The organism is Sinosporangium album (assembly GCF_900100605.1).
GTDB classification, from domain to species: Bacteria; Actinomycetota; Actinomycetes; order Streptosporangiales; family Streptosporangiaceae; genus Sinosporangium; species Sinosporangium album.
This window is the reverse complement of sequence record NZ_FNCN01000027.1, coordinates 51,803-76,018: the sequence shown is the minus strand read 5'-3', so window position 1 is coordinate 76,018 and position 24,216 is coordinate 51,803. Positions and strand designations below refer to the sequence as shown.

Below are 24,216 nucleotides of genomic sequence, written 5' to 3'. Positions count from 1 at the left end.
GGTCCTCGGGTGCTGTCGGATGTGCGGTGGGGCGGGGGTCCTTTGTATGTGCGGTTCGGGGGTTTTCGGGGGTTGCGGTGTATGGACGGGGGTGGGGAGTGGGTGGGGGCGGTGCGTGGTCCGGGCGGGGTGCTGGTGCCGGATCGGCGGTTGCCGGTGTTCCGTCCGCCGGTGTGGGTGGAGGTTCCGGGGTTTTTGACGTCTCAGGCCGGGGCCGGGGCCGGGGCGGAGGGTGAGGGGGTGGGGGTGTTTCCGTTCCGGATTGATGGGGCGTTGCATTTCTCGAATGCGGGGGGTGTGTATGTGGGGTCGGGGTTGTCCGGTGATGGGACGCGTGTGGTGGTGAAGGAGGGGCGTCCGTTCGCGGGTTTGGACAATCACGGGCGGGATGCGGTGGCGCGGTTGGGGGTGGAGCGTTGGGCGTTGGGGCGGTTGGGGGGTGTGGTGGGGGTTCCTCGGTTGTTGGGGGGTTTTGTGGTGGGTGGGCATCATTTCCTGGCCGAAGAACACATCGAAGGCGAGTCCCTGCACGTCTGGTGCGCCGTCAACCACCCGTGGGTCGTCACAAGCGACCCCACCGACGATGACGTGGCCGACTACACGCGGCGCGTAATACGCATCATCGACAGGGTCGAAACCCTCATCGCCGCCATCCACGAACGCGGTGTCGTCTTCGGAGACCTCCACCTCGGCAACATCATCGTCCGCCCCGACGAGTCGGTGGCCCTGGTCGACTACGAGCTGGCCTTCGACGCGGCCGACACCGACTGGGCGCCCGGCCTGGCCGCGGCGGGCTTCGCCGCCCCCGGCCGGACCGGCACCGCGGTCGACCACCACGCCATGGCCGCCGTCCGCCTGGCGTGCTTCCTCACCTTCAGCCGCATCACCGCGCTGGACCCGCGCAAGGCCGCCCAGTTGATCGATGTTCTGCGGACCCACTTCCCCGTGCCGGCCGGCTGGACCGACCCCGTCGCCGCCCACCTCAACCCCGACCGCCACCCGCCACCGCTGCCCTTCCCGCACGAACCGGCCGCCCTCAGCGGACAGGCCGGGGCCGGACGGGGCGGTCCGCTGCTCGGGGAAGGGCACAGGCGGGCCGGGGAGGAGCTGGCGGCGGCGCTGGCCGCGACGGTGGTGGGCAGCGCGACGCCGGAGCGGGACGACCGGTTGTATCCGGGGGATGTGCAGCAGTTCACGCTGGACGAGACCGGGGGCATGTGCCTGGCGTACGGCGCGGCCGGGGTGCTGTGGGCGCTGCACACCGCAGGGCGGCATGTGCCCGGGGAGCACGTGGAGTGGCTGGAGCGGGCCGCGGGCAGGCTGTCCGATCCGCGGCCGGGCCTGTTCGACGGCACCGCCGGGATCGCCTACGCGCTGCACCGGCTGGGCCGCGCCGAGCGGGCGCAGGAGCTCATCGAGCGGCACCGGGTGCCGGAGGGGACCAGCCCGTGGCTGTTCCACGGGCTGGCCGGGATCGCCTTGGCGCGTCTGGAGCTGGGGCGGCCCGGTGAGGCGCTGGGCGTCGCCGGCCGCCTGGCCGAACTCCTCGGCACCGGCACCGGCACCGGGACCGGGACCGGCACCGGGACGGGGACGGGCGGGGTGGGGCTGATGCGGGGCTGGTCGGGGCCGGCGCTGCTGTTCGTCCGGTTGTTCGAGCTCACGGGCGATGCCGGGTGGCTGCGGCTCGCCGTACGGGCGATCCACCGTGACCTCGACCATTGCCTCCTGACCACCGACAACGCGCTGATGGTCGAGGAGCCGGGCAAGCGGCTCATGCCGTACATCGACGGCGGCAGCCTGGGCATCGCCCTGGCCGCACTGGAGTTGGGCGCCCATCACGAGGACGAGCGGATCGCCGAGGCCCTCCCCAAACTGCTGCGCCCCGCCAGGACCCGCGTGACGGTGCAGGGCAGCCTGTTCCACGGCAAAGCAGGACAACTGGCCTGCCTGGCCCGCAGCCGGCACCCCGACACGGCCCGCGCCCTGGAGGAGCTCACCTGGCACACCGTCGCCCACCAGGGCGGTACGGCACTGCCCGGCACCATGGGCGTCCGCCTGTCCATGGACATGGCCACCGGCACCGCCGGAGCACTCCTCGCCGTCCACACGGCCGTGCACCCGCAGGTCCCGTTCCTCCCGTTCCTCGCGAAGCGCGAGGGCGCCGAAGGCGGCCGGCGATGACGACGACGCGTGAGATCGCAGGTGTCCACGTCCCCCTGAGCGGGGTGAGGCACAATGCCCGCGCGGTCAAGGTGGTACTGCAGCGTGAGTGCATCCGTTTCACGCACGACGTGGGACGTGCCGTGTCGATGCTGTTCCAGGCGCTGCTGTGGCTGTTCGTGATCGGCGGCGGGTTCGGCTCGCTGCTGCCTGCGGTGCCGGGCGGCGTCGCGTTGGAGACCGTGGTCTTCCCGGGCGTCCTGGCGATGACGGTCATCGTGACGTCGATGTCGTCGGCGTCGTCGATCGTGTGGGACCGGGAGTTCGGTTTCCTGCGGGAGATGCTGGTGGCGCCGATCAGCCGTACGGCGCTGGTGACGGGGAAGGTGCTGGCCGGGGCGCTGCTCTCGTGCGCTCAAGGGGTGGTGCTGCTGGCCTTGGCGGGGCTGGCGGGTGTCCCGTACGCGCCGCTGCTTCTGCTGGAGCTGGCCGCGCTGATGTTCCTGGCGGCGTTCGCGGTGTCGGCTTTCGGGGTGATGTTGGCCGCCGGGGTGAAGCAGCTCGAGTCCTACATGGGCGTCTCGCAGCTCGCGATCATGCCGATGGTGTTCCTGTCGGGGGCTTTGTTCCCGGTGGGGAATCTGCCGGCCTGGCTGGGGTTCCTCACGCTGGTCAACCCGCTGACCTACACGGTGGATCCGATGCGCCAGGCGGTCTTCCGCTATGTCGACGCGCCCGCGGACGTGGAGGCCCTGGTGAACCCGGGCGTGGCCTGGTTCGGGTGGACGGTGCCGGTGTGGGCGGAGGCGCTGCTGGTCGCAGGCGCGGGGTTGGCGTTCCTCGGCCTCGCCACCGCACGCTTCCGCCGCATCGCCTAGCAGACCGGCCGCCTGACAGGCCACCCGCCGTGCGCGCCGCCTTCCCCGTACGGCTGCGCCCGGCGGATGGCCGGTCCGGTCGCGGGCGGGTCAGCGGATGTCGCCGGTGTAGGTGAGCCGTACGACGCCGACCCGCCCATTGGCCTTGATGGCGTCGGCCAGTTCGGCGAGGGTGGGCGGGCGGTCGACGTTGACGACGATGCCGAGGCCGCGGGCCCCCTTGGGTCCGCGCCGCCGCAGGACGGCGGCGACGGTGCGGGCGATGGAGTCGGGGTCCTCGTCGAGCCGCGCGTGGGCGGGCCGCCTTTCGCCGCCTTCCGTGAGCTCGACGTCGGCGCCTCCGCGCAGGTTGACACGCCAGCCGCCCTCGGTGAGGACGAACGTGTCGCCGCCCGCATCGTGTTTCATGACGGGGATGGTGAACAGGGTGCCCGATCTCCTGCCGGTGACGTGCAGCAGGATGAGGTTGTCCGCGCCGTGGCCGCCTTTTCGGATGCTTGAGCGCATGTACGGGTTCAGCAGTTTGAGCATCAGGCGGGCCACGGGCGAGGACCTCTTGATGACCACGGGTGGTTTCGGCATGGTCAGTTCCCGGCGACGAGGACGCGGCGCAGGCGCCACACTCCGAGGGTGAACAGCACGGCCGCGAACGCCGCCAGCACGCCGAGCTGCGGGAGGATGTCGAGGATGCCGGCGCCGTGCCGTACGAGCTCGGCGAAGCCCTCGTAGCCCCACGCGTGCGGGGTGAACATGGCGATGGTGCGGAGTGTGCCGCTGAAGGTTTCGAGCGGCACCATGGTGCCGCCGAGCGCGCCGAGGCCGAGTCCGAGCACGACGCCGAGGGAGAGTGCGCCGCCTTCGCTGCGCATGGATCCGAGCAGCAGGGCCGCGCCTCCTCCGATGAGGGAGAAGAGCAGCAGGATGGCCGCCGCGCCGAGGGGGTCGCCCCAGTCGACGCCGAAGAGCAGGGCCGATCCGAGCATGATGAGCAGGCCCTGGACCAGGGAGATGATCAGCCGCCCGGCGGCCTCGCCGGCGACGAGGCTTCTGGCGGGGGTCGGGGAGGCGTACATGCGGCGGAGCACTCCGGAGGTGCGCGCTTGGACGAGTCCGATCGCGGTGGTCATCGCGGTGAGGAAGGTGTAGAGCAGCAGCAGCGGCGGGGCGGAGACGGCGAACTGGCTCAGCCCGGACGGGACGGCGGCCCGGCCGCCCGCGCTCACCTGGACGTCGATGCCGGGCACGGTGGCGGTGGCGACGGTCCGCAGGGCGTCGTCGAAGGAGTCGCCGCGTTCTTGCGCGGCGAAGCGGGCGGCTTTGAGGAGGGCGGCCTCCTGCTGTACGGCGGTGCGCACCCAGCTTCCGAGGTCCACGGCGCCCCAGTCGTTCGGGCGGGTGATGAGCCGCACCTCGCTCTGCTTCCCGGACTGCACGTCGGAGTCGTAGGTGGCGGGGATGATGACGCCGCTGTGGAGTCGTCCGCGTTCGACGTCGGCGCGCAGCGCGTCGGCGTCGCCGACGCGTTCGACGCGCACGTCGCCGGAGTCGAACGCGGTGGCCAGCCGTTCGGCGAGCGGGCCGGACGCGCCGGTGACGCCGAGGCGCAGTTGCTGGTTGCCGCCGAAGAACAGCCCCATGACGAAGATCATGACGAAGGGGGTGATGATGACGAAGAAGATATTCGCCCTGTCGCGGAAGACCCTGCGCAGGTTGAGCAGGCCGATGGCGGTCACCTTCATGCGTGCAGCATCCTTCCCACGCGGGCGAGCGCGATCCCGCCGCCCACCGCGGCCAGGCCGAGGAGGACGAGGGCGGGGAGCAGCACCACGCCGAGCGATCCGCCGCCCGCGAGTTCCGACAGTCCGTAGAGGAACCAGTAGTGCGGGGTCACATAGCCCACCGCTTCGAACGCGCCGAGCTGGCCGAGCGGGATGAGGGCGCCGCCGAGGATGCCGAGCGCCATCGTCACGATGGACAGCCAGTTGGACGCCTGTTCGGCGTTGGCGGCGAAGGTGGCCACGGCCAGCGTGATCCCAGTGACGGCCAGCACGCCGCACACCACCATGACGGCCACGCCGAGCGGCGGTCCCCAGCGTGCGCCGAGGAACTGGGTGGAGAGCCCGACCAGCAGGGCCATGCAGCCCAGGCCGACCACCACGCCGCTCAGCGACTTGGCGATGAGGACGGCCCGGCGTGAGATCGGCGCGGCGAGCAGACGCGCCATCGTGCCGCTGCGGCGCTCCTCGAAGATGCCTATCACGCTGAGCATGGCGACGTAGAACAGGAAGAAGATCGCCATGCCGGCGGCGTAGAAGGTGGTGGTGTCGAGTTGCCGGCGCGTGACCGTGTCGTCCTGGGTCAGGTTGAGGGGCGCGGTGATCTGCTGCACCCGCTGGGCGAGGTCCGGCGGCGGCGGCAGCCGCCCTCCGGAGGCCGCGGCGGCGAGCTGTACGGCGCGGCGCTCGATGGCGAACGCCTCGGCGACCTCCCGGGCGACCTGCATGGCGATGGAGGCGTCGGGGTTGCCGGCCACTTGGAGGGTGGCCGGTTCTCCCCGCTGCAGGGCGGCGCTGAATCCGGCGGGGATGATGAAGGCGGCGTGGGCCTTGCGCTCGTCGACGAGGCGGTTCGCCTCGCCGGCCGAGGACGCCTGGACGAGTTTCACGTTGCCGTGGGCGCGCATGGGTTCGAGGACGCCCTGGGTGAACGCGGCGGCCTCGGAGCCGCGGTCGAGGTCGGCGACGGCGTAGGTCGCGGCGAAGGCCGGGTTCTGGCCGCCGCCGAGCATCACGCTGAACATGAACGCCATGCCGAGCGGCAGGACGACGCCGAAGACGAGGATCGTCCCGTCGCGGAGGCGCTGCCTCAGGTCCTTGGCGATGATGGTGGTGGTCGCGAGGTTCATGGCGTTCCTCAGTCCCTCAGCGCCTTGCCGGTCAGGTGGAGGAAGACGGCCTCGAGGTCCGGCTCGCGCACCTCGACGGAGCGCACGTGGACGCCGGCGCGCGTCAGCGTCTCGAACACGCCGGGCAGGGTGCCCCTGGCGTCGGTGACGATGAGCTCGGCGTCGGCGCCGTCCACGGTGACCTGTTTGATGTCCGGCATGCCGGAGAGCACCGCCGCGGCCTGCTTCATGTCGCCGTCGCCCTTGAGCAGCACCCGGTCGTTCTCGCCGACGAGGCTGACCAGTTCGCGGCGGGTGCCTTCGGCCTTCATGCGGCCGAGGTCGACGATGCCCACCCGGTCGCAGAGGCGCTCGGCCTCCTCCATGTAGTGGGTGGTGTACAGCACGGCGACGCCTTCTCCTGCGAGCTGCTGCACGGTGTTGAGGATGGCGTTGCGGCTCTGGGGGTCGACCCCGGCGGTGGGCTCGTCGAGGATCAGCAGGCGGGGCTTGTTGAGCAGCCCGATCGCGATGTTGAGTCGGCGCATCATGCCGCCGGAGAACTTGGCGACCTGCTCGTTCGCCCGGTCGGACAGGCCGACGGCCTCAAGCACCTCGCCGACCTTGCGCGTGCCCTCGGCTCCGGCCAGGCCGTACAGCCTGCCGAAGAAGCGGAGGTTCTCGCGGGCGGTCAGGTCCTGGTAGAGCGCCAGGTCCTGCGGGACGTAGCCGATGAGCGCCTTGGTCTCGGCATTGGTGACGCTGTGGAGCCGCCCGTCGAGCCGGACCTCGCCGCCGTCGCGGTCGAGCACGCCGACGATCATCGAGATGGTGGTGGTCTTGCCCGCGCCGTTGGGGCCGAGCAGGCCGTAGGTCTCCCCCTCATCGATCGAGAAGCTCACACCGTCGACGGCGAGCGTGTCTCCGTAGCGCTTGGTCAGATCCGTGATCTCAAGGATCGGCATCCGGTGACCCCCTTGGTTAGTTACATAACTAATGAACCAGAGAGGCCAGGATATTGGCAAGGGCTTCGCGGGGATGCGGCATGGCGAGAATCTCGCCGCGCAGACCGGCCGCCGCCGACCGCGGCCCGGGGTCGTCGAGCAGCCGGACCACGCGGTCGCGCAGTGCGTCGGGGGTGGCCTCGGCCTCCGGCAGCACCAGCGCCGCCCCCCGCTCGGCCATGCGGGCGGCGAGGACGGGCTCGTCGAAGGTGGGCCGGGGAACGACGAGTTGCGGCACACCGTACGCCAGGGCGGTCATCGAGGTGCCGGCCCCACCATGCCCGATCATGACCGAGCAGGTCGGCAGGAGGGCGTGCAGGGGGACGAACCCCGCGACCCGCGCGTTGGGCGGCACCGAGCGCGGGGGAAGGCCGCCCGGTACGGCCGCCACCACCTCGGCGTCGAGCCCGGCCAGCGCGGCGAGCACGTCGTCGACGGGCAGCACGTACTTCCCCGTCTGCTCCGCCGACGAGGTGCCGAGGCACACGCAGACCCTCGGCCGCCGGGCGGGCTCGCGCAGCCAGGCCGGCACGACGGCGCGGCCGTTGTACGGCACGAAGCGCAGCGGGACCGGTTCCGGGCCGGGTACGCCGGTCAGCCGCAGCGACGGCGGCATGTGGTCCACGGTGCGCTCCCCCAGCGCCAGTTCCTCGGAGAAGCGCCCGCCATACCGCGCGGCCTGCGCGCCGAGCCAGTCAGCCAGCACGTCCTCCCGCTCACCGGGCGGCCGTTCGGCCATCAGGCGCAGGTAGTGGCCGCGCATGCGGCCGATGACGTCGACCCCCCACAGGAAGCGGGCGTGCGCGGCGCCGACCGCCTGGGCGGCGATCGCGCCCGCGAAGGTGGTGGGTTCCCACACGACGAGGTCGGGCCGCCACGCCCGGCAGTACGCCACCAGGTCGCCGGTCATCGGATCGTTGACCGAGCGCCACCACCACGGCACCAGCCCGCGGTGGCCGTCCCTGACGTATTCCCAGGTCAGCAGCTCAGGTTCTCGGTCGAAGGGGGGCACGCGGTCGGCCAGGGGGTCGAAGCCGACGCGTGCCCGCATGACACGCCAGAAGTCGTGGTCCCTGCCGACCGGCACCCCGGTCAGCCCGGCGCCGGCGACCACGTCCATGAGCCGGGGCTGGCTGGCCACCTGCACCTCGTGCCCGGCGGCGCGCAGCGCCCACGCGAGGGGAACCATGCCGAGGAAGTGTGTTGTCTCCGCCTGAGTCGCGAACAAGACTCGCACGGCGCCCACCGTAGGGACGGCTGGTCCGGCACTCCAACCCCTAACCGGCAGGGGTTGGAGGCCGTCCATCCCCTCGCTATGGTCCCGATAACGAGGTCGGACGCACACGCCGGACACAGCGCGGTGAACAGGACACGGCGGACACGACGCGGCGGACACGACGCAGCCGACGCGGCCCCGCGCGGCGGACGCATCGATGACGCCTCTCCCCCGCCGCGACCCGCCGGCACGGGCGGCAGTGGGCGACGGCCGCCGGGGGCGGCGCTCCGCCGGCACAGGCACAACTCACGTCGGGAGGGATGGCTTTGCGTGTTCTCATCGCGACGGTCGCGGAGAAACCGCATTTCCTGGGCATGGTTCCGCTCGCGTGGGCGCTGCGCGCCGCCGGGCACGAGGTGCAGGTGGCCAGCCAGCCGATGCTGACGGAGGTCGTGGCGGGCGCCGGGCTGACGTCGGTGCCGGTGGGCAGAGACCATGATTTCTGGCGCGTCGTCCGGAGATACTCCCTGTTCGACGTGCTGGAGCGGGACATCCCGCCGTTCGGCCGAGCCACCGCACCGCTCGACACCATCTCCTGGGACTACCTCAAGGAGGGCTACCGGCGCGTCGTCCCCTGGTGGTGGCGGGTCGTCAACGAGCCGATGACGGCCGACCTGGTGGCGTACTGCCGGGCGTGGCGGCCCGACCTCGTCATCTGGGGGCCGGTGACCTACGCGGGCGCGATCGCCGCCCAGGCCGTCGGCGCGGCACACGGCAGGTTCCTGTGGGGAGCCGACATCTTCGGGCGGATGCGGGCGCACTTCCTGCGGCTGATGGCCGAGCGGCCGCCCGGCGACCGCGAGGACCTGCTGGGCGCCTGGCTCGGGGCTCACGCGGCGCGACACGGCGGCGCGTTCTCCGAGGAGCTGACCCGCGGCCAGTTCACGATCGACGTCATCCCGCCGTCGCTCGGCGTGCACGCGGAAGCCGTACGGCTGCCGCTCCGCTTCCTGCCGTACAACGACCGCGCGGTCGTGCCGGAGTGGCTGCGCACCCCTGCGAGCAGGCCCCGCGTGTGCCTCAGCCTGGGCATCTCCGCACCCGAACGACACGGCGGCGGGCAGTTGCAGGACATGCTGGACGCGTGCGCCGACCTCGACGTCGAGATCGTCGCCACGCTCCCGCCGGAGCAGCGGCACAGGCTGCGCCGAGTGCCGGACAACACCAGGTTCGTGGGGTTCGCCCCGCTCCACGCGCTGCTGCCGACGTGTTCGGCCATCATCAACCATGGAGGCTGGGGCACCGTCTGCACCGCGCTGCTGTACGGCGTGCCGCAGCTCATCCTGCCGAACTGGTTCGACCAGCCCCTGCTCGCCGCGCGCATCGCCGAGCGGGGAGCGGGTCTGTCGATCCCCATCGCCGAGGCGACCGGCGCCCGCGTGCGCGGGCATCTGCTCCGCCTGCTGGAGGAGCCCGGTTTCCGGACGGCGTCCCGGGCTCTGGGCCGCGATATGCGGAGCCTGCCGACGCCCAATGCCTTGGTGCCCCGGTTGGAGCGCCTGGCCGAGGCCCGCCCGGCGCATGCTCAGTCGCGTGCCTGACCGGCGCGCACCGGCCGGCCCCCGGTGAACCCGCCGGACTCGGCGGAGTCGGCGGAGTCGGCGGAGTCGGCGGCGCGCAGGTAGTGGCCGATCAACCGGCCGAGCGCCTGCTCGCGTTCGGCGGGCGAGTCCTCGGCGAGGGAGCGCTCCTTGGCGTAGCCGCGCATCAGCCGGTGCATGCTCAGCCTGCCCGCCCCGTCCTCCTCCAGCAGGTGGGCGTTCAGCAGCCCGTCGACGAGGAGCCTGGCGCGGTCCAGGTAGGTGTCCGCCACGGCGGAGACCGACAACAGGTCCAGGTGGGCGCCGTCGTACAGCCCGAGCAGCCGGAACAGCCGCGCCTCATCGGGCCGCAGCGCGGCGTAGGACCGGGAGAAGGACGCGCGCGGGCTCGACAGCTCGTCGCCCGCGACGTCCAGGTAGGTCAGCAGGTCGCCGGAGCGCACCAGTTCGTCCACCGTGCACGAGCCGATCGCCACCCGGTGCGCCGCCGCGCGCAGCGCCAGCGGCAGATGGCCGCACGCCGCGGCGAGGCCGCGCAGGGCGGCCTGGTCGAGGTCGGCGCTCCGGGAACCGATGACCTCCCGCAGGAGGGTGACGGCGTCGGCCTCCGGCATGACGTCGAGCGTCATCTGCCGGGCGCCGTCCCTCGCGACCAGGCCCGACAGGCGGGTCCTGCCGGTGACGAACACGAGGCAGGAGCCGGTGCCGGGCAGCAGCGGCCGCACCTGGTCGGCGGACTCGACGTTGTCCAGCACGATCAGCACGCGTCTGCCCGCCATGAGGCTGCGGTAGCGCGCGGCCTCCCGCTCCTGGTCCGCCGGCCAGGAGGGCTGGTGTCCGAAGGGCGCGAGCAGGTGCCGCAGCGCCTCGACGGTGGTGGGCGTGGAGGCTCCTGGCAACCCGCCGACGTTGAGGTGGAGCTGACCGTCGGGGAACCGGTGGGCGATCTCGTGAGCGATCTGTACGGCGAGAGCCGACTTGCCCACCCCCGGCGAGCCGGTGATCAGGATGGCCTCCGACTCGGTCGAGCTGTCGGCCCTGGCCACGAGCCGGCGGAGGTGTTCCAGCTCGGCGCTCCTGCCGGTGAAGCCCGGCACTCTGCGCTGGAGCTGCGCGGGGGCGGCCCCCGGAAAGCCGGCGGGCCGGTCGGCGGGCCGCCCGTAGGACCGTGCTCCGGCCGGGCGCGCATAGGCAGCGCTTGCGTGGACGGGCCGCTCTTCGGCGACCATGGTGTAGGCGGGCCCCTCGGCGACCGGTGCCGCGTAGACGGGCTGCCCCGCGGCCGGCATCGCGGAGGCGGGCCGCTCCTCGGCGGACCCCGCGCGGGAGGGCCGCTCCTCGGCGGGCATGGCGTAGGTCCGCCTCGGGGCCGCCAGGTCGCCGCGGAGGATGCGCGTGTGGCAGCTCTGGAGTTCGTCACTGGGTTCGATGCCGAGTTCCTGGATCATCCGGTGCCGCACGTCGCGGAACTCGGCCAGCGCCTCCGCCGTCCTGCCGGACTGGTGGTAGGCGACCATGAGCAGGGAGCGGATCCGCTGCCGGAGGGGATATCTGCGGACGAGCCCGGACAGCTCGCCGACCACCTCGGCGTGGCGGCTCATGTCGATGAGGGCGCCGATGCGCTCCTCAACCGCGGCGAACCTCAGCTCGTGCAGCCGTGCCCGCTCCACGTCGGCGAACGGCCCCGCCGTGCCGGCCAGGGCCGCGCCCCGCCACAGGCGCAGGGCCGAGTCGAGCTCGGCGACCATCCGGTCCAGCCTGCCCGCCGCGCGCAGACGGCGGGCGTGTTCGACCTTGTGCTCGAAGGTGCGGACGTCCACCTGCGCGGGGTCGATCTGCAGCATGTATCCCGCCGCCGCGCTGATCAGAATCTCCGACGGCGCCCTGTTGGCGCGGAGGGGTTCCAGTTTCCGCCGCAGCCTGGCGACGTAGGTGTAGATGCTGCTGTCCACGGTGGCCGGCGGGTTGAGCCCCCAGACCGCCTCGACGAGCTCCTCACGGCTCACCACCCGGCGTGCGTGCATGGCCAGCACGGCGAACAGCGCTCGCTGGCGCGGAGGGCCGAGTTCGATCTCCCGCCACATGATGGGCGCCACGACCGAGGCCACGACGGGGCCGAGTAGGCCGACACTCATGTTGAGCGCCATGTTTCTACTCACCTCCGCTCACGAATGGCGTCGCAGAAGTGCTTATGCGGCAGATGTCCATAAGCCCGCCTGCGAGGGCAGGATAACAAGGTAATTCGTAGCCGACCAATTACTGTGAGTCGCCGCGGTTTAGATGGGTGTTCTTCTCAGAGCCCGCTCGGCGAGCGGGCCCAGCCTTTCCGAAAGTCCGGAACGGCCATTTACCTGAAGTTTTCTATAAGTGCGTGTGAGGTGCTGTTCCACGGTGCTGACCGTGATACAGAGCTTCCTTGCGATTTCGCGGTTCATATAGCCGACCGCGGCGAGTGAGGCCACCCGGTGCTCGGCGTCGCTCAGCGACGGCGCGGGGCTCTCCACCGCATCCCGCGGCTCGAACGCGGCCTCCTCCCCTCCGGCCAGGCACTCCGCCGTCAGGCCCATCGCCTGGCGGCCGATCACGCGCGCCCGCGACAGTTCGCCGAGTTTCTCGTGGGCGCGGCCGAGGTCGGTCAGGGCGCGCGCCAGCTCGTACCTGTCGCCGCCGCCCTGCAGCAGCACCAGGGACTCGCGCAGCAGTGCCGTGCGCTGCTGGAGCCTGGCGGTGGAGGCGAGCAGGCGCAGCGCCACCCCCGTGGCGCGCGGCTCGCCGCCGGCGATCTCCTCCTCCAGCAGCGGCTTGGCGCTCTTGTGCTCGCCCATCGCGAGATACGCCTCGGCCGCGCCGAGGCGCCAGCGCGGGCGGTCGGCCCGGTCGGCGCGCCAGGAGCCGATGGCGTCGCCGCAGGCGAGGAAGTCGTCAAGCGCGGTGTGGGGGCTGCCGAGGGCCAGGTGGAAGTGGCCGCGCGCCGCAAGGTAGCGCAGGCCGAAGACGGTCTGGAAGGCGTCGTCGGGGACGGGTCGCCTGAGCCGGTCGGCGGCGTGGTCGAGACGGCCCATCGCCACGGACGCGCGCACCGACACCGCGAGCACCCCCGCGATGCCCACGCCCCACCCCGCCGCGGGCAGGAGCGCGAGGGCGGCCCGCGCCCGCTCCTCGGCGGCGGCCATGCCGCCCTGGCGCAGCGCGATCTGCGCGTGCAGGCCGGTGAGGACGGCCTGCCAGGTGGTGGCGCCCCTCTGGGCCGCGTCGGCGGCGGCGGCCTCGCACAGGCGCGCGGCCCTGCCGGCGTCGCCCGCGTAGGCCATGGAGAGCAGGGCCGACTCGATGGCGGGGAAGGTCGCGTCGTCGAGCCGCGCGGTGTGCAGGACCCGCTCGGCCCCCTCCGCCGACCGGGGGCCGTCCCCCCGGCCGTCCCCCCCGGCCCGCGCCGCGACGTCGGCGGGAAGCAGCGCCGGGCAGAATGCGGCGACCCAGTCGACGGCGGTGCGCCACTCGGCTCCCTCCCCGGTGGCGGCGCGCAGGTGCTCAAGCGAGCGGGACGCCTCCTCGAAGCGCCCGTGCCAGAGCAGGAACCTGACCACCAGGTGGGCGGCGCCCGCCGGGAGCGTGCCGGCGCGCAGCGCCTCGACCAGCACGGGCAGGTGCCGGTGCACCGCCGACGGGTCCCTCCTCCACCCGGCCTTGGCCCGCGTGAGCGCAATGGCCGCCCGCTGCACCTCGGCGGCCTCGCACCGCGCCGCCAGGTCGAGGCAGCCGAGCGCGCGTTCCACCTCGTCGCCCTGCAGCGCCTGCTCGGCCGCCTGGACCAGTACGGGCAGCGCCCAGTCGTCGCCGGCGTCGCCGGCGGCGACGAGGTGTTCGGCCACGGCGAGCTTGGACGTGCCCTGCTCGTGGAGCAGCGCGGCGGCGCGCCGGTGCAGCGTGGACCGCTCCCCCGGCTCCAGCTCGGACAGTACGGCGTGCCGCCCCGCCTCCGTACGGAACACTCCGCCGTCGAGCAGCCCCCAGCCGGCCAGCGCCTCCGCCGAGCGGGCCGCGGTCACCGCGTCGACACCGGCCAGCCGGTGCGCCAGCCCCTCCTGGCCGGACCCGTCGAGGACGGCCAGGCCGCGGGCGACGGCCACATCGACGGGGTCGCCGCGCAGCAGGCAGGTCGTGACGGCTCTGCCGTACGCCTCTCCGGGGGCGGGCCCGCCCCGCGCGCAGTCCTCGGCGTAGGCGCGCACGAGCAGCGGATTGCCGCCGGTCAGCCGGTGGCAGGCGTCGGCCGGTCCGGCGGCGCCCTCCCCCGCGTGCGCGGCGAGGACGCCGGCCACGCCTTCGGCCGACAGCGGCCCGAGCCGGATGCGGTGGCAGTGCGGCTGCGCCGGCAGGTCGGCGTCGAGCAGCGGGTGGACGCGCTGCGGCCGGTCGAGCTCGGCCAGCACCAGCATGATCGGTGCCGAGCGCAGCCGCCTGGCGAAGTACAGCAGGTATTCCAGTGACGCGGGATCGGCATGGTGCACGTCGTCGATGACGAGGAGTAGCGGCGTGCCGGCCGCCATGCGGAGCAGCCTGGTCCACAGGCCGTGCATGAGCCGCGCCTGTTCGACGGAGCGGAAGAACGGGTCGGACCACACGGCTGTGAGGGCGCCCTCCAGCAGGAGCTGCACGACGCTCGCATGGCCGCCTTCGGGCAGCGGCGCGTGGTAGAGAAGCTGGTTCAGCAGGCCGAGCGGCAGTTCGCGCTCGGCCAGGGATCCGCTCGCGCTGAGCGTCACCGCCCCCTTCGCCCGCGTCGAGAACTCCTCAAGCAGCATGGTCTTGCCGCTGCCCGCGACTCCCCTGACCAATGCGACTCTGCCGCAGCCGCCCGTGCTTTCCTCAAGAAGGTCGAGTAGACGCGACAACTGCGCGTCCCGTTCCGCCATAACCAAGACCTGCCCCCCTGGGTTTTAATAGCAGGATCTGTTTGGGGAACGCCCACCATAACACCGCGAATGTCCCGCTGGCGGGACGGGCGACCGCCGTCCGCATAACAGGGAGAATCCATCGGCGTGCGGCGCCGGATCATATCCGTCCCCCTGGCACTTCTCCAGTTCTTTTGTGAAGGGGAATGGCATGGAGATCATTGGAAGTGGTTTTCTCGCCCGGCATCTCGCTCCACTGGGCGGGGTCTTTCCCGAGGTGACCGCGCTGGCCGCGGGCGTGCCCCGGCAGGGGCTTCCCGACGCGGCGCAGGCGCGTGAACGGGCACTCGTCGAGGATGTGGTGGCCCGGTGCCGCGCGGAGGGCAGGACGCTGGTGTTCTTCTCGACGGCCAGCATGTACGGCTCGCCGGGCTGCCGGGGCCGGGAGGACGAGCCGGTCGTCCCCTCGACGAGGTACGGCGAGCACAAGCTGGGGTTGGAGACGCTGATCCGGGGCTCGGGCGCCGACCATCTGATTCTGCGTCTCGGCTATGTGCTCGGCACCGGCGGTCCCCCTTTCCGTCTGGTCCCCGCGTTGATCAGCCAGTTGCGCGCGGGGCGGGTGCGGGTGCAGAAGGGGGCCTGCCGCGACCTGGTCGATGCGGCCGACCTGGTCGAGGTCATCCGCAGGCTGCTCCGGGCGGGCGCCCGGCGGCACGTGGTGAACGTGGCGTCGGGGCACTGCCTGCCGATCGAGGCGATCCTGGACCATTTGGAGAGGCGGCTCGGTGTGCGCGCCGTACGCGATTACGCCCCCGGGGGGATCGCCCACTGCGTGTCGGTGGCGAAGCTGCGGAGGCTGCTGCCCGATCTTGACGACCTGGGGTTCGGCCCGGGCTACCACGGGCGCGCCATCGACCGGTATCTGGAGTTGACCGGCCAGCTCAGCCGGTGAACCGCTCCAGTGCGGCGACGAGCCGGTTCGGTGCGGGCATGGCGCGCATCTCTGCCCGCACCTCGGCGGCGTTCCCGGCGAACGCCGGCTCGTTGAGGAGGCGCACGACGCCGTCGCGGATGCGCGGGCCGTCCGCCTCGGCCCGCGGCAGCGTGAGGCCCGCCCCTCGGGCGGCGACCTGGTCGGCCACCAGGGGGTCGTCGAAGCTCTGAGGCACGATGAGCGGCGGCACGCCGCAGGCCAGCATGGTGAACACGGTGCCGGGCCCGCCGTGGGTGATCAGCGCGGAACAGGTGGGCGCGAGCGCGTGCAGCGGGACGAAGGACACCAGTCTGGCGTTTCCCGGTGTGCGCCGCAGTTTGGCCTGCTCCGCCTCCGGCAGGGTGGCCACCACTTCCACGTCGAGGTCGGCCAGCGCGTCCAGCACCTCCTCGACGGACACGACGTAGCCGCCGAGCGCCTCGGTGGCCGAGGTGCCGAGGCTCAGGCAGATCCTCGGCCGGAGCGGGGGCACGCGCAGCCAGCGGGGCACAACGCTCGGCCCGTTGTACGGCACGTAGCGCACCGGCAGGCTGCGCAGGGGCAGGTTCACAGGGAGGCGCAGCGAGCGCGGCACGAAGTCGATCGTGGCCTGGCCGAGGGTCATGTCCTCGGAGAAGGCCCCGCCGTGGTCCGACACCCTGCCCGAGAGCCACGCGGCCAGTGCGTCCTCGCGCTCCTCGGGCGGCTGCTCCCCCATCAGGCGCAGGTGGTGGCCGCGCATGCGGGCGAAGGTGTCCAGCCCGAACAGCCACCGCACGTGCGCGGCGCCGACGACCCGCGCCGCGATGGGCGCGGCGAAGGTGGTGGGTTCCCAGATCACCAGGTCGGGCCGCCAGGTACGGCACAGGCCCACCAGGTCGTCGAGCATCGGCTCGTTCACGACCTTCCACCACCACGGCACGATCTCGCGATAGCCGTCGCGCACGTATTCCCACGTGATGGTGTCGGTGTCGGTGCCGGTCAGGTCGAAGTCGGGCCCGTCCCGGCGCACCGTCCGCCGGGTCAGGTGCATGAGCTGCCGGAGCAGGTGGTCCCTGCCGACGGGGGCGAAGGTCAGTCCGGCGGACACCGCGACGGCCTCCAGCTCGGGCTGGCTGGCGACCCGGACCTCGTGGCCCGCCGTACGCAGGGCCCACGCCAGCGGCACCATGCTCAGAAAGTGGGTCTTCTCCGCCTGCGTCACCATCAGCACCCGCACGGTTCCCACTCTCACCAGAAATGAAAACGCTAAGAAACCCCTATCCACCCCTGTTTTTCCATCGGGCGCCCATTATAGACACGGAATGATCTGCTCCGTAGGATCCGGTTGATTTCCCGAAAGGGTGTGAGGTCTGCATTGAACAGCGCAACGCGACGCGGTTTCCTGGGAATGGCCGCGGCGGGTGCCGGCGGGATGACAATGGGCGCCGGCGCGATGATTTCGGGCGCCGGACCGGCCGAGGCCGCCGCGGCGGCGTGCCCGCCCACGCCGGCGGCGTCCGCGGTGACCCCGTCCGACCCTCGCTACTGGGAGCTCGTCACCAGGGGCTACAACGCCCTCTACCTGGGCTCTCCCGCGTCGGTGCACCTGGTGCACAACGCCCGGCAGATCGAGCGGGCCGTCACGGAGGCCGTCCGGGCGGGCAAGCGGATCGCCGTGCGCAGCGGCGGCCACTGCTTCGAGAATTTCGTCGACAACGCCGACGTGAATATCGTGCTCGATATCTCCGAAATGAACGCCGTCTATTACGACCCTGAATACAAGGCGTTCGCCGTGGAGGCCGGCGCGACTCTGGGCCAGGCCTACCGCACGCTTTATCTGGGCTGGGGTGTGACCATTCCCGGAGGCGCCTGCCCGAGCGTAGGGGCGGGAGGGCATATCGCCGGCGGCGGATACGGCATGCTGTCGCGCAGGCACGGGCTCTCCGTGGACCACCTGTACGGCGTCGAGGTCGTGGTGGTCGACCGGTCCGGCCACGCCAGGGTGGTGACGGCCACGCGCGAACCCGGCGACCCGCACCACGACCTGTGGTGGGCGCACACCGGCGGCGGAGGCGGCTGCTTCGGCGTCGTCACCCGCTATCTGCTGCGCTCCCCCGGCGCCTCCGGCGCCGATCCGGCGGCCCTGCTGCCGAAGCCGCCGGCCCGGGTCGCGGTCATGTCGGTGAGCTGGCCGTGGGACCGCCTGAACGAGCAGGCGTTCCTCAACCTCGTCGGCAACTACGGCGACTGGTACGCCCGCAACCGCGACGCCGACTCCCCTCTGGACAGCTCGCTGATGATGCGCCACCACACGGGCGGGCCGATCACCCTGTCGGCCACGGTGGACAGCACTCAGCCCGACCCGGAGGGCCGACTGACGAGGTTCATCGGCGAGATCAAGAACGGCGTCGGCGCGGAGCCCTCGCTCGACTACGTCGCCGCGGCGCCGTGGCTGCGCCTGACGCTGGCGTTCGACTCCACCACCGGAGGCGCGTTCCTCAGGTTCAAGTCCAAGGCGGCCTACCTGCGCGCGCCGTGGTCGGCCCGGCAGGTGTCGGCCGTCCACCGGTTCCTGTCCCAGGGGCCGGACAACCCGGGCGCCGCGATCTACCTGAACGGGTACGGCGGGCGGGTCAACTCCGTCGCCCCGCGGGCCACGGCCGCCCCCCACCGCGACTCGATCATGCTCGGGCTCTTCGACGTCGGATGGTGGTCCCCGGTTGAGGACGCCGCGAGGATGGCCTCGGTGCGCGGGGTGTACCACGAGGTCTACCGGGACACCGGCGGCGTGCCCGTCCCGAACGACCACAACGACGGGTCCTACATCAACTACCCCGATCTCGACCTCGCCGACCCGCAGTGGAACACCTCGGGCGTGCCCTGGCACACCCTCTACTACAAGGACGCCTATCCGCGTCTGCAGGACGTCAAGGCCCGCTACGACCCCGGCGATGTCTTCAGGCACGCCCTGTCCGTGCGCCTGCCCGGGCGGCAGAAGGCCGCGCCCTCGACCGCCGAGCACGACCGCGGCAGATCCGCCTCACGGCCGGACCTGCCCGCGACCACCGGCAGGCCGGTGCCGCCCCGCCGTTTCTTCGAAGCCCCGACACGTTAGGTGCCGCTCATGCTCACAGCTCATCTGCAGGCCCGGCGGATCCGGCTCCTCCCCGCGGACGACGAGGACCGCGCATCCGCCTACAAACGCCTCTCCGGCGGCGAGCCGCCCACCGACGTCAACGCCCAGTTCACGATCGAACGCCGCGACACCGGCGAGGTGGTCGGCTTCGGCTCGCTCGGCCACCTGGACACCGCGCGCGGCCGGGTGCAGGTCGACGTCCTCACCGACCCCGAAAGGACCGAGAACGGCCTGGGCCTGGAGGCCACCGTCCTGGTCATCAACGCCGCGTTCGCCATGTGGGACGTCGACCGCGCCTACTTCAGCGCCCGCGGCGAACTGGCGGAGAGCCTCGGCTCCATGCCAACGATGATCACTCCCGAGCCCCACGTCCCCGAGCACCTGCAGAAGCGGGCGACCGCGGACACGGCGGTCCTGGCCGTCCACCGGGAGCAATGGCTGAAATACGGCACCAAGTTCCTCGAACGCCTCATCACACGGCCCACCGATGACAGGAAGGGACACTGATCGCGATGCTGGAGACGGATCGCACCGAACTGCTGACCCAGATCAAGGTGCAGGCGATGACCATCCTGATGTTCACCGCCAGCGAGCCGGAGCTGGATCTGCCGGAACCGACCGACATGGACGATCTGGACTCGTTCTCCGTGGTGCAGCTCGTCTTGGCGCTGGAGGACATCTACGGCGTGCTGCTGCTGGAGGACATGCCGTCGTTCAAGAACAAGTCGTTCGACGATCTGGCGGACTTCGTCATGGACCGTATACAGACCTCCCGCGTCGAGAGCTGACGGCCTTCTCCAGCTCCGCGACCACCGCGTGCACGTCCGGCATCGCCAGCATCTCCGCGCGCAGCCGCCGCGCCTGCTGCCCCGCCTCGCCACCGGTCAGCAGGCGCGCGAGCGCCGCCGAGACGCGCTCGGCGGTGACGTCGCCGGTCAGCACGGCGCCGGCCCCCTGCTCCGCCAGCCGCTCCCCCAGCGTCCGCTCGTCGAAGAGGTACTGGGCCGTGACCAGCTGCGGCACGATGAGCTGCGGCACGCCGTACAGCATGGCCGTGGCGTAGGTCCCGGCGCCGCCGTGGTGCGCCACCGCCGTACAGGTCGGGAGCAGCGCGTGCAGGGGGGCGAACTCCACGATCCTGGCGTTGTCCGGCACCCGGGCGAGCTTGGCGCGTTCGCGCGCGGGCAGTGTCGCCACGACCTCGACGTCGAGGCCGGCCATCGAGTCGAGCATGTCCTGGGCGCCGAGGCCGCGGCCGTCCAGCCGCTCCGGCGCCGAGCCTCCGAGCGTCACGCAGACCCTCGGCCGCGACGGCGGTTCACGCAGCCACGCGGGCACGACGGCGCGGCCGTTGTAGGGCACATAGCGCATGGGGAGCAGCGGCAGCCCGGTGTCCAGCCTGATCGAGCCCGGCAGGTGGTCGACCGTGGCCTGGCCGCAGGTGAGCTCCTCAGCGAACTCCCCGCCGAACCTCCCCGCCGCGGCGGCCAGCCACTCCCGCAGCGGGTCCCGGCGCTCGGCCGGCTCCCGCCCGGCCATCAGCCGCAGGTGGAGCCCGCGCATCCGGCCGAACAGGTCCGCGCCCCACATCTGGCGCGCGTGCGCCGCCCCGCACGCCTGCGCGGCAACCGCCCCGGCGAAGGTCGTCGGCTCCCACACCACCAGGTCGGGCCGCCACGTGCGGCAGAAGCCCACCAGGTCGTCGAGCATCGGCTCGTTGACCACCTTCCACCACCAGGTGACGAACTGGCCGACGCCCCGCGTGAGGTGCTCGTAGGTGAGCACCTCGCCGCGCTCCTCGGCCATGTCGAACCCCGGGTCCTCGTCGAGGCCGAGGCTCTTGGCCGACCGCAGCAGGTGGTGGAACATGTGGTCCCGGCCCACCGGGACGGCGGTCAGGCCCGTGGACGCGATCACCTCGGCCAGCGCGGGCTGGCTGGCGACGCGCACCTCGTGGCCCGCCGTACGCAGCGCCCAGGCGAGCGGGACCATGCCGAGGAAGTGCGTCTTCTCGGCCTGTGTGGCGATCAGGACGCGCATGCCGTCACCTGCCGACCTTCCGTCACCGCCGACCTCCCGTCACCGCATGCTGTGGATGCAGGTGACCAGGCTGCGCGCCTCGATATTGAGGTAGTGGCCGTGCCGCAGCAGCTCCATCAGTTGGCCGGCCGTCATCCAGCAGTAGTCCTCGGGCACCCGCACGGGGAACTCCTCACCCACCTCGACGATGCGGTAGCGCGTCTGCGCGTGGTGGAACCTGCCGCCCTCCTCCGACAGGACCGCGTCGAACCGCACCCGCCCTCCGCGGTCGCCGAGGGCCTGCTCGACGTACGGCATGCCGGCGGAGGCGAGCAGCGCGCCGGTCGTCGGCGGGAGCTGCACCGTCGGCGCGATCTCCAGCACGTCCAGCAGTCCGGGTTCCGGCCTCGCCTGGACGAGGAAGTGCAGCACGCCGCCGATCGGCCGCGCCAGGAACGCCGACTGGCCGATCTCCCGGGTGGCCAGCAGCGGCTGCGTCCATGTGGCCACCTCGCGGGTCGCCGCCCCGACCCGGACCGCGATGATCCGGAAGTCCCGGCGGCCGTCGTCGGCGATCTCGTCCCCGGTGCGCGACCAGCCTTCGACACCGTTCAGGGGGACGAGGCGCGGCTTCCAGTCGCACCGGGTCTTGGCGTCGGTGAACCAGCTCACGATCTCGCCGAGGGGGTGCAGGGCGGCGCCGTGCTCGTCCGCGCCGCTCGCGTAGGACCGGGCGAGCGCCGCGTCGTCGGGATCCCCGGGATGGTCGACGGGCATGCATGCCATGATCGTCCTGGTGTCCATGTTCACCAGGTTCTCCACGTGCATGAGGTCCATGACCTGGCCGAGGGTGAGCCAGCAGTAGTCCTCGTAGACGGGGATGTCCTCGGTGACCAGGACGACCATGTTCCGGTTGCGTTTGCGCCAGAACCAGCCGCCCTGCTCGGACTGCAGGACGTCGACGAGGATCCGGTCGCGGCCGGCCTGCCGGAAGTACTCGACGTAGGGGGTGTTCCCGCCGCCGTGCACGCGCGTGTAGTTGCTCCAGGTGGCCTGCACGGTCGGCGAGAGCTGCCGGAGGTTGACGTTGCCGGGTTCGAACTTGGCCTGCATCAGGCAGTGCAGGACGCCGTCGAACTCCTTGACGAGGATGCCGAGGATGCCGATCTCGGCCTGGTTGATGATGGGGTGCGCCGTGGCGGCACCCCCGCCGCGCTCGACCCGCAGCCCCTCGATGGAGAAGAAGCGGCCGCTGTCGTGGACGAGGTTCCCGCTCGGCTCTTCGAAGCGCCAGTGCTCCATCTCCTTGAAAGGGATGGGCACCACCTCGACGTCGTTCGCGCGGTTCCGGCCCTCCCACCAGGCCTGGAAGCCCTGCGGCGGCAGCGCGCCGCCGCGCCGGGCGGCCGACGCCGTGAGGAGCGCCGCGGAGTCGGCGCGCCTCACAGCGTGGCCAGGATCTCGCGGAGCGCGTCGATCACCTTCTCCTGGTCCTCGCCGAGGACGGAGGGGTACATCGGCAGGGAGAAGATCTCGTCGGCCACCTCTTCGGTGACGGGCAGCGACCCCTTGGCGTAGCCCAGGTGGGCGAAGCCGGTCATGGTGTGCACCGGCCACGGGTAGCTGATGTTCAGCGAGATGTCGTACGCCTTCATCCTTTCGATGATCTTGTCCCGCCGCGGGTGGCGCACCACGTAGACGTAGTACACGTGGTCGTTTCCGGGCGCGAGCACCGGCGTGACGACGTCGGTGCCGGCGAGGGCCCCGGCGTAGCGGTCGGCGGCCAGTCGGCGCGCGGCGATGTAGTCGTCGAGCCGGCCGAGCTTGCGCCTGAGGATCTCCGCGTGGACCTCGTCCAGGCGGCTGTTCTGCCCCGGTGTCTGGACGACGTAGTAGCGGCTCTCCTCCATCCCGTAGTAGCGCAGCCGGCGTAGTTCGCGGTCGATCTCGGGGTCGGCGGTGATGGTGGCGCCGCCATGGCCGTACGCCCCGAGCACCTTGGTGGGGTAGAAGGAGAACGCTCCCGCCTGGCCCATCGAGCCGGCGATCCTGCCCTTGTGGCGGGCGCCGTGCGATTGGGCGCAGTCCTCCAGGATGACGAGGTCGTGCTTGGCGGCCAGCGCCTCAAGCGGCGCCATGTCGACGCACTGGCCGTACAGGTGGACGGGCAGCAGGCACCGGGTGCGCTCGGTGATGACGGACTCGACCTGCGCCACGTCCATCAGGTAGGTGCCGGGGTGGACGTCCACGAAGACCGGCGTCGCCCCCACCGTGTCGATGGCGATCACGGTCGGCGCCGCCGTGTTGGACACGGTGACGACCTCGTCGCCGGGGCCGACGCCGAGCGCCCGCAGGGCGAGCACCAGCGCGTTGGTGCCGTTGTCCACCGCGGCGCAGTGCGGCACGCCGTGGTAGGCGGCGAAGTCCCGTTCGAACTCGCCGACGCTCGGCCCCCACACCAGCAGGCCGGAGCCGAACACCTTGTCGACGGCGTCGAGGATGTCGGCCCGCTCCTTCTCGTACTCCCGCAGGTAACCCCAGACGTAAATGGTCATGTATTCGTCACCTTCGCTAGATCTCATCCCAACCGGGGTCGGCGAGTCACCCGCACGGGGCAGGGTGGGCGCCGCGCGGCGGCGCTCGAAAACCGGCCGTGCTCCAAAACCGGCCCTCTCCAAAACCGGCCGTGCTCCAAAACCGACCGCACTCCAAAGCCGACCGTGTTCGAAACCCGGCCGCGCTCCGAAGCCGGCCCGCTCGAAGGCGGCTCTCGTCAGAGGCCGGCCGCGTCCGCGTCAACCTGGTCCTCGACGGCGGCGAGGGCGGCCGCGTCCAGGGTCTCCACGATCCAGTCGAGCAGGTCGCGCTCCACCGACTCGGCCGCCCGCTGCCACCGCTCCTTGCGTTCGGAGAGGATGTTCATCTTGATGAGGGAGCCTTTTTCGACGCTCCCTGCCTCGTGCCGGCCCGACTTGATCCGCCTCCTCAGTTCGTTGCGCGACCAGCCGCCCTGCTCCGCGCGGGTCAGCCAGATGTCCTGCTCCCCCTCGGGCAGTCCGGCGACCTCGGCGTGGTGCTGGAAACTGAGCTTGTCCCGCCGTCGGGACAGCGTGAACTTGCGGGCGACCCAGGCGTAGTTGCGCAGCGTCTGGTAGTCGAGTGAGGTCTCCAGAACGGCCCGCTTGTAGCGGTCCGGATAGTAGGTCTCCCCGTAGATGAGCCAGTCTCCGAGCCACCAGGCCGACGAGTCGGAGATGACGAACATCTGCCGCCCCAGGTGGCGCCATTCCGTGATCGACAGGCCGGGAGGGAGTGACAGGCTGGTGCGCTTGGTCATCGCGCGCACCTTGGTGGACACCCGGCCGTCCTGCGCGGCCGACGCCGGCGCTCTGTTTCCATTGGTCTGACGACTACCGAGCCGTATTCCGGAATTCATCGGCATATGCAGCACTCGACCCCGTT

The 24,216-nt window shown here is 71.8% G+C and carries 19 protein-coding genes; 7 read left to right on the top strand and 12 right to left on the bottom strand.

The features are described from left to right. The first annotated feature begins 9 nt into the window (after nucleotides 1–9). On the top strand, nucleotides 10–2,184 hold the full coding sequence (lanKC, locus tag BLQ73_RS32690; RefSeq protein ID WP_275936315.1) for a class III lanthionine synthetase LanKC: 2,175 nt from the start codon (nucleotides 10–12) through the stop codon (nucleotides 2,182–2,184). Further along, nucleotides 2,181–3,041: an ABC transporter permease gene (locus tag BLQ73_RS23555; RefSeq protein ID WP_093173433.1), complete on the top strand. Its 861-nt coding sequence runs from the start codon at nucleotides 2,181–2,183 to the stop codon at nucleotides 3,039–3,041. Before lanKC ends, BLQ73_RS23555 begins: the two co-directional genes overlap by 4 nt. Nucleotides 3,042–3,131: 90 nt before the next feature. Here BLQ73_RS23555 and BLQ73_RS23550 read toward each other — a convergent pair whose 3' ends face one another. From BLQ73_RS23550 to BLQ73_RS23530, 5 genes are read right to left on the bottom strand one after another with little or no spacing between them, the layout of a single operon-like run. Further along, nucleotides 3,132–3,623: a nitroreductase/quinone reductase family protein gene (locus tag BLQ73_RS23550; protein WP_093173431.1), complete on the bottom strand. Its 492-nt coding sequence runs from the start codon at nucleotides 3,621–3,623 to the stop codon at nucleotides 3,132–3,134. Between the two features lie 2 nt (nucleotides 3,624–3,625). Continuing rightward, the gene (locus tag BLQ73_RS23545; RefSeq protein ID WP_093173429.1) at nucleotides 3,626–4,780 is read right to left on the bottom strand and encodes an ABC transporter permease; all 1,155 of its coding nucleotides are present in this window, start codon (nucleotides 4,778–4,780) and stop codon (nucleotides 3,626–3,628) included. Then, nucleotides 4,777–5,946 carry an ABC transporter permease gene (locus BLQ73_RS23540; RefSeq protein ID WP_093173427.1) on the bottom strand — a complete coding sequence of 390 codons (1,170 nt, stop codon included), beginning with the start codon at nucleotides 5,944–5,946 and terminating at the stop codon, nucleotides 4,777–4,779. The genes BLQ73_RS23545 and BLQ73_RS23540 overlap by 4 nt, the downstream gene beginning before the upstream one ends. Nucleotides 5,947–5,954: 8 nt before the next feature. After that, complete coding sequence (locus BLQ73_RS23535) at nucleotides 5,955–6,890, bottom strand: ABC transporter ATP-binding protein (protein WP_093173425.1); 936 nt, start codon at nucleotides 6,888–6,890, stop codon at nucleotides 5,955–5,957. Nucleotides 6,891–6,918: 28 nt separating this feature from the next. Then, nucleotides 6,919–8,166, bottom strand: a complete 1,248-nt coding sequence (locus BLQ73_RS23530) for an activator-dependent family glycosyltransferase (RefSeq protein ID WP_093173452.1) — start codon at nucleotides 8,164–8,166, stop codon at nucleotides 6,919–6,921. Nucleotides 8,167–8,465: 299 nt separating this feature from the next. On the opposite strand from BLQ73_RS23530, the gene BLQ73_RS23525 reads away from it, so the two are divergent. After that, nucleotides 8,466–9,746 (top strand): activator-dependent family glycosyltransferase, encoded by a 1,281-nt coding sequence (locus tag BLQ73_RS23525; protein ID WP_338056647.1) that lies wholly within the window; start codon nucleotides 8,466–8,468, stop codon nucleotides 9,744–9,746. Here the strand turns inward: BLQ73_RS23525 and BLQ73_RS23520 are convergent. Both BLQ73_RS23520 and BLQ73_RS23515 read right to left on the bottom strand, forming a co-directional pair. After that, nucleotides 9,731–11,893: an AfsR/SARP family transcriptional regulator gene (locus BLQ73_RS23520; protein ID WP_093173421.1), complete on the bottom strand. Its 2,163-nt coding sequence runs from the start codon at nucleotides 11,891–11,893 to the stop codon at nucleotides 9,731–9,733. The genes BLQ73_RS23525 and BLQ73_RS23520 overlap by 16 nt on opposite strands. A gap of 129 nt (nucleotides 11,894–12,022) precedes the next feature. Then, a complete protein-coding gene (locus tag BLQ73_RS23515) occupies nucleotides 12,023–14,662 on the bottom strand; it encodes an AAA family ATPase (RefSeq protein WP_093173419.1) in 2,640 nt (879 codons plus the stop codon). A gap of 190 nt (nucleotides 14,663–14,852) precedes the next feature. On the opposite strand from BLQ73_RS23515, the gene BLQ73_RS23510 reads away from it, so the two are divergent. Beyond that, nucleotides 14,853–15,596 carry an NAD-dependent epimerase/dehydratase family protein gene (locus tag BLQ73_RS23510; RefSeq protein ID WP_093173417.1) on the top strand — a complete coding sequence of 248 codons (744 nt, stop codon included), beginning with the start codon at nucleotides 14,853–14,855 and terminating at the stop codon, nucleotides 15,594–15,596. Here the strand turns inward: BLQ73_RS23510 and BLQ73_RS23505 are convergent. Next, nucleotides 15,586–16,836: an activator-dependent family glycosyltransferase gene (locus BLQ73_RS23505; RefSeq protein WP_093173450.1), complete on the bottom strand. Its 1,251-nt coding sequence runs from the start codon at nucleotides 16,834–16,836 to the stop codon at nucleotides 15,586–15,588. The genes BLQ73_RS23510 and BLQ73_RS23505 overlap by 11 nt on opposite strands. A gap of 195 nt (nucleotides 16,837–17,031) precedes the next feature. Between BLQ73_RS23505 and BLQ73_RS23500 the strand changes: the two genes are divergently transcribed. The 3 genes from BLQ73_RS23500 to BLQ73_RS23490 are packed head-to-tail and all read left to right on the top strand — an operon-like array spanning nucleotide 17,032 to nucleotide 19,523. Then, nucleotides 17,032–18,714, top strand: coding sequence for an FAD-binding oxidoreductase (locus BLQ73_RS23500; RefSeq protein WP_218125977.1), 1,683 nt, complete (start codon nucleotides 17,032–17,034; stop codon nucleotides 18,712–18,714). A gap of 9 nt (nucleotides 18,715–18,723) precedes the next feature. Further along, nucleotides 18,724–19,242 carry a GNAT family N-acetyltransferase gene (locus BLQ73_RS23495; protein ID WP_143020399.1) on the top strand — a complete coding sequence of 173 codons (519 nt, stop codon included), beginning with the start codon at nucleotides 18,724–18,726 and terminating at the stop codon, nucleotides 19,240–19,242. Nucleotides 19,243–19,247: 5 nt separating this feature from the next. Continuing rightward, nucleotides 19,248–19,523 carry a hypothetical protein gene (locus BLQ73_RS23490; protein ID WP_093173410.1) on the top strand — a complete coding sequence of 92 codons (276 nt, stop codon included), beginning with the start codon at nucleotides 19,248–19,250 and terminating at the stop codon, nucleotides 19,521–19,523. Here the strand turns inward: BLQ73_RS23490 and BLQ73_RS23485 are convergent. The 4 genes from BLQ73_RS23485 to BLQ73_RS23470 form a co-directional block, all read right to left on the bottom strand. Beyond that, nucleotides 19,486–20,775 (bottom strand): activator-dependent family glycosyltransferase, encoded by a 1,290-nt coding sequence (locus BLQ73_RS23485; protein ID WP_093173408.1) that lies wholly within the window; start codon nucleotides 20,773–20,775, stop codon nucleotides 19,486–19,488. The genes BLQ73_RS23490 and BLQ73_RS23485 overlap by 38 nt on opposite strands. Nucleotides 20,776–20,814: 39 nt before the next feature. After that, on the bottom strand, nucleotides 20,815–22,200 hold the full coding sequence (locus BLQ73_RS23480; protein ID WP_245691316.1) for an NDP-hexose 2,3-dehydratase family protein: 1,386 nt from the start codon (nucleotides 22,198–22,200) through the stop codon (nucleotides 20,815–20,817). After that, nucleotides 22,197–23,309: a DegT/DnrJ/EryC1/StrS family aminotransferase gene (locus BLQ73_RS23475; RefSeq protein WP_093173406.1), complete on the bottom strand. Its 1,113-nt coding sequence runs from the start codon at nucleotides 23,307–23,309 to the stop codon at nucleotides 22,197–22,199. The genes BLQ73_RS23480 and BLQ73_RS23475 overlap by 4 nt, the downstream gene beginning before the upstream one ends. A gap of 218 nt (nucleotides 23,310–23,527) precedes the next feature. Beyond that, complete coding sequence (locus BLQ73_RS23470) at nucleotides 23,528–24,091, bottom strand: LmbU family transcriptional regulator (protein WP_176955620.1); 564 nt, start codon at nucleotides 24,089–24,091, stop codon at nucleotides 23,528–23,530. Nucleotides 24,092–24,216: the final 125 nt, after the last annotated feature.